Below are 7,213 nucleotides of genomic sequence, written 5' to 3'. Positions count from 1 at the left end.
AGCCCCCCGCGCCGGTGCCGGACTTCGACAGCTCGCAGCTGTCGAGCCAGATCGCCAGCCTCGAGGCCGAGCTGTCCAACGAACAGCAGTTGTATGCCAAGCGCCCCCGCATCCATCGTCTCAACGCGGCCTCGACCATGCGCGACAAGGGGGCCTGGTACAAAGAGGAATGGCGCAAGAAAGTCGAGCGGATCGGCAACCTCAATTACCCGGAAGAAGCCCGACGCCAGCAGATGTACGGCAGCCTGCGGATGATGGTGTCGATCAACCGCGACGGTTCGTTGTATGAAGTGCTGGTGCTCGAATCCTCCGGGCAGCCGGTGCTGGACCAGGCCGCCCAGCGCATCGTTCGCCTTGCGGCACCGTTCGCGCCGTTCACCGGGGACCTGGCGGAGTTCGACCGCCTGGAGATCATCCGCACCTGGCGCTTCGCGCGTGGGGACCGGCTGTCGAGCAATTGACCGGTACGGGCTGTGTCGGCCCGTCGCTGCGACTTGCCCCGTGATGGGGCCGGTACATACACCGCACAGCCAGCTTGTCAGCCTCGCCACCTGACGCCACACTACCCCTCATGAAAACCCTCACGCCGAGCTACCTCAAGCACCAGTTCCTGATTGCCATGCCGCACATGGCCGATCCGAACTTTGCCCAGACCCTCACCTACATCGTCGAGCACAACGCCAACGGCGCCATGGGCCTGGTGGTCAATCGCCCGCAGGAGCTGAACCTGGCCGATATCCTCGAGCAGTTGCGCCCGGATGAGGAACCGCCTGCCAGCACCCTGCAGATCCCGATCTACCAGGGTGGCCCGGTGCAGACCGACCGCGGCTTCGTGCTGCACAGCGCCGAATGCACCTACCAGGCCACCATCGAGCTGCAAGGTCTGTCGCTGTCGACATCACAGGATGTGCTGTTCGCCATCGCCGAGGGCGTCGGCCCGAAACAGAGCCTGATCACCCTGGGCTACGCCGGCTGGGAAGCCGGGCAGCTCGAGGCGGAGCTGGCCGATAACGCCTGGCTCAACTGCCCGTTCGACCCCGAGATCCTCTTCGGCATGGCCTGCGAGCAGCGCCTGCAGGCCGCCGCGCAAAGCCTGGGCATCAACCTCAGTCTGCTGACCAGCCAGGCAGGGCACGCCTGATGGCCGAGCTGCGCCTGCTGCTGGGCTTCGACTACGGCACCCGCCAGATCGGCGTCGCCGTCGGCCAGGTCATCACCGGCCAAGCCCGCGAACTGTGTACGCTCAAGGCACAGAACGGCGTGCCGGACTGGAACCAGGTCGAGAAACTGATCAAGGAATGGAAACCCGACGCCATCGTCGTCGGCCTGCCGCTGAACATGGACGGCACGCCCAGCGAGATGAGCGAACGCGCGGAGAAGTTCGCCCGCCGCCTGCATGGACGCTACAACCTGCCGGTACATACCCACGACGAACGCCTGACCACTTTCGAGGCCAAGGGCGAACAGATGGCCCGTGGCGGCCAGCGTGGCAGCTACCGCGACAACCCGGTCGACGCCATCGCCGCTGCACTGCTGCTGCAGGGCTGGCTGGAGGCCAATACCTGACCATCCGCTTTGCTGCCGGCGATGCCGGCGCCCCAAGGAGCACGCAATGAGCCTACCCAATCCCGCCGACCTGATCCGGCAGATGGCCGTCGACCTTCGCGCCCACCTGGCGCGCCGCGCCATCGCCGAGCCACGCTTCATCGGTATCCGCACCGGTGGCGTGTGGGTTGCCCAGGCCCTGCAGCAAGCGCTTGGCGACCAGAGCCCGCTGGGCACCCTCGACGTGTCGTTCTACCGCGACGACTTCAGCCAGAACGGCCTGCACCCGCAGGTGCGCCCGTCCGAGCTGCCGTTCGAGATCGAAGGCCAGCACCTGGTGCTGGTGGATGACGTGCTGATGAGCGGTCGCACCATCCGCGCTGCGCTCAACGAGCTGTTCGACTATGGGCGCCCGGCCAGCGTGACCCTGGTCTGCCTGCTCGACCTGGACGCAGGCGAATTGCCGATCCGCCCGAATGTGCTCGGTGCGACGCTGTCCTTGGCGGCCCATGAACGGGTAAAATTGACCGGACCCGCCCCGCTCGCCCTCGAGCGCCAGGACCTCGCCCCCGCATCCGCCCTTTAAGAGTCCCCCGCGATGACGCCATTCGACGCCAAGCGCCCGCTGCAGCTCAACGATCAGGGCCAGCTACGCCATTTCCTCTCGCTCGACGGTTTGCCCCGCGAACTGCTCACCGAGATCCTCGACACCGCCGACTCCTTCCTCGAAGTTGGCGCCCGGGCCGTTAAGAAGGTTCCGTTGCTGCGCGGCAAGACCGTGTGCAACGTGTTCTTCGAGAACTCCACCCGCACCCGCACCACCTTCGAACTGGCCGCCCAGCGCCTGTCGGCCGACGTGATCAGCCTGAACGTGTCGACCTCCTCGACCAGCAAGGGCGAGACCCTGTTCGATACCCTGCGCAACCTGGAAGCCATGGCTGCCGACATGTTCGTCGTGCGTCACTCCGACTCCGGCGCCGCGCACTTCATCGCCGAGCACGTGTGCCCGGAGGTCGCGGTGATCAACGGCGGCGATGGCCGCCATGCCCACCCGACCCAGGGCATGCTCGACATGCTGACCATCCGTCGGCACAAGGGTAGCTTCGAGAACCTTTCGGTGGCGATCGTCGGCGATATCCTGCACTCGCGCGTAGCCCGCTCCGACATGCTCGCGCTCAAGGCCCTGGGTTGCCCGGACATCCGTGTGATCGGCCCGAAGACGCTGATCCCGATCGGTATCGAGCAGTACGGGGTCAAGGTCTACACCGACCTGGCCGAGGGCCTGAAAGACGTCGACGTGGTGATCATGCTGCGACTGCAGCGTGAGCGCATGGCCGGTGGCCTGCTGCCCAGCGAGGGCGAGTTCTACCGCCTGTTCGGCCTGACCACCGCGCGCCTGGCCGGTGCCAAGCCGGACGCCATCGTCATGCACCCGGGCCCGATCAATCGGGGCGTGGAAATCGAATCGGCGGTGGCCGACGGCAAGCACTCGGTGATCCTCAACCAGGTGACCTACGGCATCGCCGTGCGCATGGCCGTACTGTCGATGGCCATGAGCGGCCAGAACGCGCAACGTCAACTCGACCAGGAGAACGCCCTGTGACCATCAGCATCATCGGCGCACGGGTCATCGATCCCAGCAGCGGCCTGGACCAGATCACCGACCTGCACCTGGAGAACGGTCGCATCGTTGCCCTCGGCGCAGCGCCAGCAGGCTTCAGCGCCAGCCGCACGATCCAGGCCGACGGCCTGGTGGCCGCACCCGGCCTGGTCGACCTCGACGTCGCCCTGCGCGAGCCGGGCTACAGCCGCAAGGGCAACATTGCCAGCGAGACCCGCGCGGCCGTGGCCGGCGGTGTCACCAGCCTGTGCTGCCCGCCGCAGACCAAACCGGTGCTCGACACCTCGGCCGTCGCGGAACTGATCCTCGATCGCGCCCGCGAGGCAGCCAACAGCAAGGTCTACCCGATCGGCGCCCTGACCAAGGGCCTGGAAGGCGAGCAACTGGCCGAGCTGGTGGCCCTGCGCGACACCGGCTGCGTGGCCTTCGGCAACGGCCTCAAGGAGATCCCCAACAACCGGACCCTGGCCCGCGCCCTGGAATATGCCGCCACCTTCGACCTGACCGTGGTGTTCCACTCCCAGGACCGCGACCTGTCAGCCGGAGGCCTGGCCCACGAAGGTGCCATGGCCAGCTTCCTTGGCTTGCCGGGCATACCGGAAACCGCCGAGACCGTGGCCCTGGCGCGAAACCTGCTGCTGGTCGAACAGACCGGCGTGCGAGCGCACTTCACCCAGATCACCAGCGCCCGCGGCGCACGGCTGATCGCCCAGGCCCAGCAACTGGGGCTGCCGGTCACTGCCGACGTGGCGCTGTACCAGCTGATCCTCACCGACGAGGCGCTGCGCGATTTCTCCAGCCTGTACCACGTACAGCCACCGCTGCGCACCCCGGCCGACCGCGATGGCCTGCGCGAGGCGGTGAAGTCGGGCGTCATCCAGGCGATCTCCAGCCACCACCAGCCCCACGAGCGCGATGCCAAGCTGGCACCGTTCGGCGCCACCGAAGCGGGGATCAGCAGTGTCGAACTGCTGCTGCCGCTGGCCATGACCCTGGTCGAGGACGGCCTGCTCGACCTGCCGACCCTGCTGGCACGGCTGTCCAGCGGCCCGGCCCAGGCGCTGCGCCTGCCGGCGGGCGAGCTGAAGGTCGGTGGTGCGGCAGACCTGGTGCTGTTCGACCCGAGCGCCTCCACCGTGGCCGGCGAGCAGTGGTTCTCCCGTGGCGAAAACTGCCCGTTCATCGGGCATTGCCTGCCGGGCGCAGTGCGCTACACCCTGGTCGATGGGCATGTCTGCCACGAGGCCTGAGTAGGCCTCTTCCCGGGCAAGTCGTAGCAGCGAGCAGCCGCTGCGACTTGCCCGCGAAGGCCCCACTTCAATGCCACTGCCAATCCGACCATTCATCCCCCCCGGTTGAAATCCTTCCCACCTCCCCCCATATGAGTCTGCAACAGGCATTTTCGCCCCGCTGCGTGGAGACTCTCTCTTGACCACCATCGTTTCTGTCCGCCGTAACGGCAAAGTCGTCATGGGCGGCGACGGCCAGGTATCCCTCGGCAACACCGTCATGAAAGGCAACGCCAAGAAGGTCCGTCGCCTGTACAACGGCGAGGTCATTGCAGGCTTTGCCGGCGCCACCGCCGACGCCTTCACCCTGTTCGAGCGCTTCGAATCGCAACTGCAGAAGCACTCCGGGCACCTGGTGCGTGCGGCCGTCGAACTGGCCAAGGAGTGGCGCACGGACCGCTCGCTGAGCCGCCTGGAAGCCATGCTCGCCGTGGCCAACAAGGACGCCTCGCTGATCATCACCGGCAACGGTGACGTGGTCGAACCCGAAGACGGCCTGATCGCCATGGGTTCCGGTGGCGCCTACGCACAGGCCGCAGCCCGCGCCCTGCTGAACAAGACCGATCTCTCGGCCCGCGAAATCGCCGAGACCGCACTGAATATCGCCGGTGACATCTGTGTGTTCACCAACCACAACCTGACCATCGAGGAGCAGGACCTGGCCGAGTGATCAGCTGATCTGGTGTCCCGCTCACTGCGGGACTTTTTCCCACGCTGACTCACCACGCCCCAGGACCCAATTCACCATGTCCATGACCCCCCGCGAGATCGTCCACGAACTCAACCGCCACATCATCGGCCAGGACGACGCCAAGCGTGCCGTCGCCATCGCCCTGCGCAACCGCTGGCGGCGCATGCAGCTGCCTGCCGAGCTGCGTGCCGAAGTCACCCCCAAGAACATCCTGATGATCGGCCCTACCGGCGTCGGCAAGACCGAAATCGCCCGACGCCTGGCCAAGCTCGCCAATGCTCCGTTCATCAAGGTCGAAGCGACCAAGTTCACCGAAGTCGGCTACGTTGGCCGTGATGTCGAGTCGATCATCCGCGACCTCGCCGATGCCGCGCTGAAGATGCTGCGCGAGCAGGAAATCGTCCGTGTGCGCCACCGCGCCGAAGACGCCGCCGAAGACCGCATCCTCGACGCCCTGCTGCCGCAGGCGCGGGTCAGCAGCTTCAACGAGGAAGCCCAGCAGTCCAGCAGCGACTCCAACACTCGCCAGCTGTTCCGCAAGCGCCTGCGTGAAGGCCAGTTGGACGACAAGGAAATCGAGATCGAAGTCGCCGATGCGGTGGGCGTCGAAATCGCTGCGCCGCCCGGCATGGAAGAGATGACCAACCAGCTGCAGAGCCTGTTCGCCAACATGGGCAAAGGCAAGCGCAAGGCGCGCAAGCTGAAGGTCAAGGAAGCGCTGAAGATGGTCCGTGACGAGGAGGCGAGCCGCCTGGTCAACGAGGAAGAGCTCAAGGCCAAGGCCCTGGAAGCCGTCGAGCAGCACGGCATCGTGTTCATCGACGAGATCGACAAGGTGGCCAAGCGCGGCAACGTCGGCGGCGCCGATGTGTCCCGCGAAGGCGTGCAGCGCGACCTGTTGCCGCTGATCGAAGGCTGCACGGTCAACACCAAGCTGGGCATGGTCAAGACCGACCACATCCTGTTCATCGCCTCCGGTGCGTTCCACCTGAGCAAGCCGAGCGACCTGGTACCGGAGCTGCAGGGCCGCCTGCCGATCCGCGTCGAGCTCAAGGCCCTGACGCCACAGGACTTCGAGCGCATCCTCAAGGAGCCGCACGCTTCGCTCACCGAACAGTACCGCGAGCTGCTCAAGACCGAAGGCCTGAACATCGCCTTCGCCGACGAAGGCATCAAGCGCCTGGCCGAGATCGCCTTCCAGGTCAACGAGAAGACCGAGAACATCGGTGCCCGCCGCCTGCACACCCTGCTCGAGCGCCTGCTCGAAGAGGTGTCGTTCAGTGCCGGCGACCTGGCCAGCGCCCATGACGAGACGCCGATCAACATCGACGCCGCCTATGTGAACAGCCACCTCGGTGAGCTGGCGCAGAACGAAGACCTGTCGCGTTACATCCTGTAATACCACCACCGCGGGCGAGCCCGCTCCCCAGGGGTCACCACAATGCCGAAGTATGTGGTGCCCCTGGGGAGCGGGCTTGCCCGCGAATGGGCCCTTGAATCCCTCCATCAGAAGCTGGAAGCTTGTTCCATCAGCTCCCGAGAGATTTCCCCCCATGGCCCGTCTCCCCACCGCCATCAACCTGCACAAAGCCTCGAAGACCCTGACCCTCACCTACGCCCCCGGCGAGGTCTATCACCTGCCCGCCGAGTTCCTGCGCGTGCACTCCCCCTCCGCCGAGGTCCAGGGCCACGGCAACCCCATCCTGCAGTTCGGCAAGATCAACGTCGGCCTCAGCGGCCTGGAACCTGCCGGCCAATATGCCTTGAAACTGACGTTCGACGACGGCCACGACAGCGGCCTGTTCACCTGGGAATACCTCGAGCAACTGTGCCTGCGCCAGGAACAGCTGTGGGCCGAGTACCTCGACGAACTGCACAAAGCCGGCAAATCCCGCGACCCGGTCGAGTCAGTGGTCAAGCTAATGCTCTAGGTCAAGCTTCCCAGGCGTTAGAGCGCATTTTCTAATGTGTTCTGTTTGAATGACTTACAGACAGCCAATGACTGGCTGTCTTGCGCATTGCATGAAAGTCGGGTAACCAATGGGGCTGGCAAGTTCCTGCATCTGT

The 7,213-nt window shown here is 65.6% G+C and carries 9 protein-coding genes; all 9 read left to right on the top strand.

From position 1 onward, the window contains the following. On the top strand, positions 1–461 hold a 461-nt coding region (locus VA602_RS15775; RefSeq protein WP_323453670.1), incomplete at its 5' end, for an energy transducer TonB. A gap of 110 nt (positions 462–571) precedes the next feature. Then, the gene (locus VA602_RS15770) at positions 572–1,141 is read left to right on the top strand and encodes a YqgE/AlgH family protein (protein ID WP_054894840.1); all 570 of its coding nucleotides are present in this window, start codon (positions 572–574) and stop codon (positions 1,139–1,141) included. After that, positions 1,141–1,566, top strand: a complete 426-nt coding sequence (ruvX, locus tag VA602_RS15765) for a Holliday junction resolvase RuvX (RefSeq protein WP_054894841.1) — start codon at positions 1,141–1,143, stop codon at positions 1,564–1,566. Before VA602_RS15770 ends, ruvX begins: the two co-directional genes overlap by 1 nt. A 46-nt stretch (positions 1,567–1,612) precedes the next feature. Further along, a complete protein-coding gene (gene pyrR / locus VA602_RS15760; RefSeq protein ID WP_054894842.1) occupies positions 1,613–2,131 on the top strand; it encodes a bifunctional pyr operon transcriptional regulator/uracil phosphoribosyltransferase PyrR in 519 nt (172 codons plus the stop codon). A 12-nt stretch (positions 2,132–2,143) separates the two neighbouring features. Further along, on the top strand, positions 2,144–3,148 hold the full coding sequence (locus VA602_RS15755) for an aspartate carbamoyltransferase catalytic subunit (RefSeq protein ID WP_054894843.1): 1,005 nt from the start codon (positions 2,144–2,146) through the stop codon (positions 3,146–3,148). Then, a complete protein-coding gene (locus tag VA602_RS15750) occupies positions 3,145–4,416 on the top strand; it encodes a dihydroorotase (RefSeq protein ID WP_112899344.1) in 1,272 nt (423 codons plus the stop codon). Before VA602_RS15755 ends, VA602_RS15750 begins: the two co-directional genes overlap by 4 nt. Before the next feature lie 178 nt (positions 4,417–4,594). Further along, the gene (gene hslV / locus VA602_RS15745) at positions 4,595–5,125 is read left to right on the top strand and encodes an ATP-dependent protease subunit HslV (RefSeq protein ID WP_054894845.1); all 531 of its coding nucleotides are present in this window, start codon (positions 4,595–4,597) and stop codon (positions 5,123–5,125) included. A gap of 76 nt (positions 5,126–5,201) precedes the next feature. Continuing rightward, positions 5,202–6,545: an ATP-dependent protease ATPase subunit HslU gene (gene hslU, locus VA602_RS15740; protein WP_054894846.1), complete on the top strand. Its 1,344-nt coding sequence runs from the start codon at positions 5,202–5,204 to the stop codon at positions 6,543–6,545. A gap of 154 nt (positions 6,546–6,699) precedes the next feature. Beyond that, complete coding sequence (locus tag VA602_RS15735; RefSeq protein ID WP_063546560.1) at positions 6,700–7,077, top strand: gamma-butyrobetaine hydroxylase-like domain-containing protein; 378 nt, start codon at positions 6,700–6,702, stop codon at positions 7,075–7,077. Positions 7,078–7,213: the final 136 nt, after the last annotated feature.

Source organism: Pseudomonas machongensis, from assembly GCF_034961125.1.
GTDB lineage: Bacteria > Pseudomonadota > Gammaproteobacteria > Pseudomonadales > Pseudomonadaceae > Aquipseudomonas > Aquipseudomonas machongensis.
The sequence above is the reverse complement of the archived record's forward strand: the minus strand, read 5'-3'. Positions and strand labels throughout refer to the sequence as shown.

Excerpts from the sequence above, each read along its gene's own strand:
- ruvX (WP_054894841.1), top strand. The coding sequence starts at position 1,141 with ATGGCCGAGCTGCGCCTGCTGCTGGGCTTCGACTACGGCACCCGCCAG.
- VA602_RS15770 (WP_054894840.1), top strand. The coding sequence starts at position 572 with ATGAAAACCCTCACGCCGAGCTACCTCAAGCACCAGTTCCTGATTGCC.
- pyrR (WP_054894842.1), top strand. The coding sequence starts at position 1,613 with ATGAGCCTACCCAATCCCGCCGACCTGATCCGGCAGATGGCCGTCGAC.
- hslU (WP_054894846.1), top strand. The coding sequence starts at position 5,202 with ATGTCCATGACCCCCCGCGAGATCGTCCACGAACTCAACCGCCACATC.
- VA602_RS15735 (WP_063546560.1), top strand. The coding sequence starts at position 6,700 with ATGGCCCGTCTCCCCACCGCCATCAACCTGCACAAAGCCTCGAAGACC.
- VA602_RS15755 (WP_054894843.1), top strand. The coding sequence starts at position 2,144 with ATGACGCCATTCGACGCCAAGCGCCCGCTGCAGCTCAACGATCAGGGC.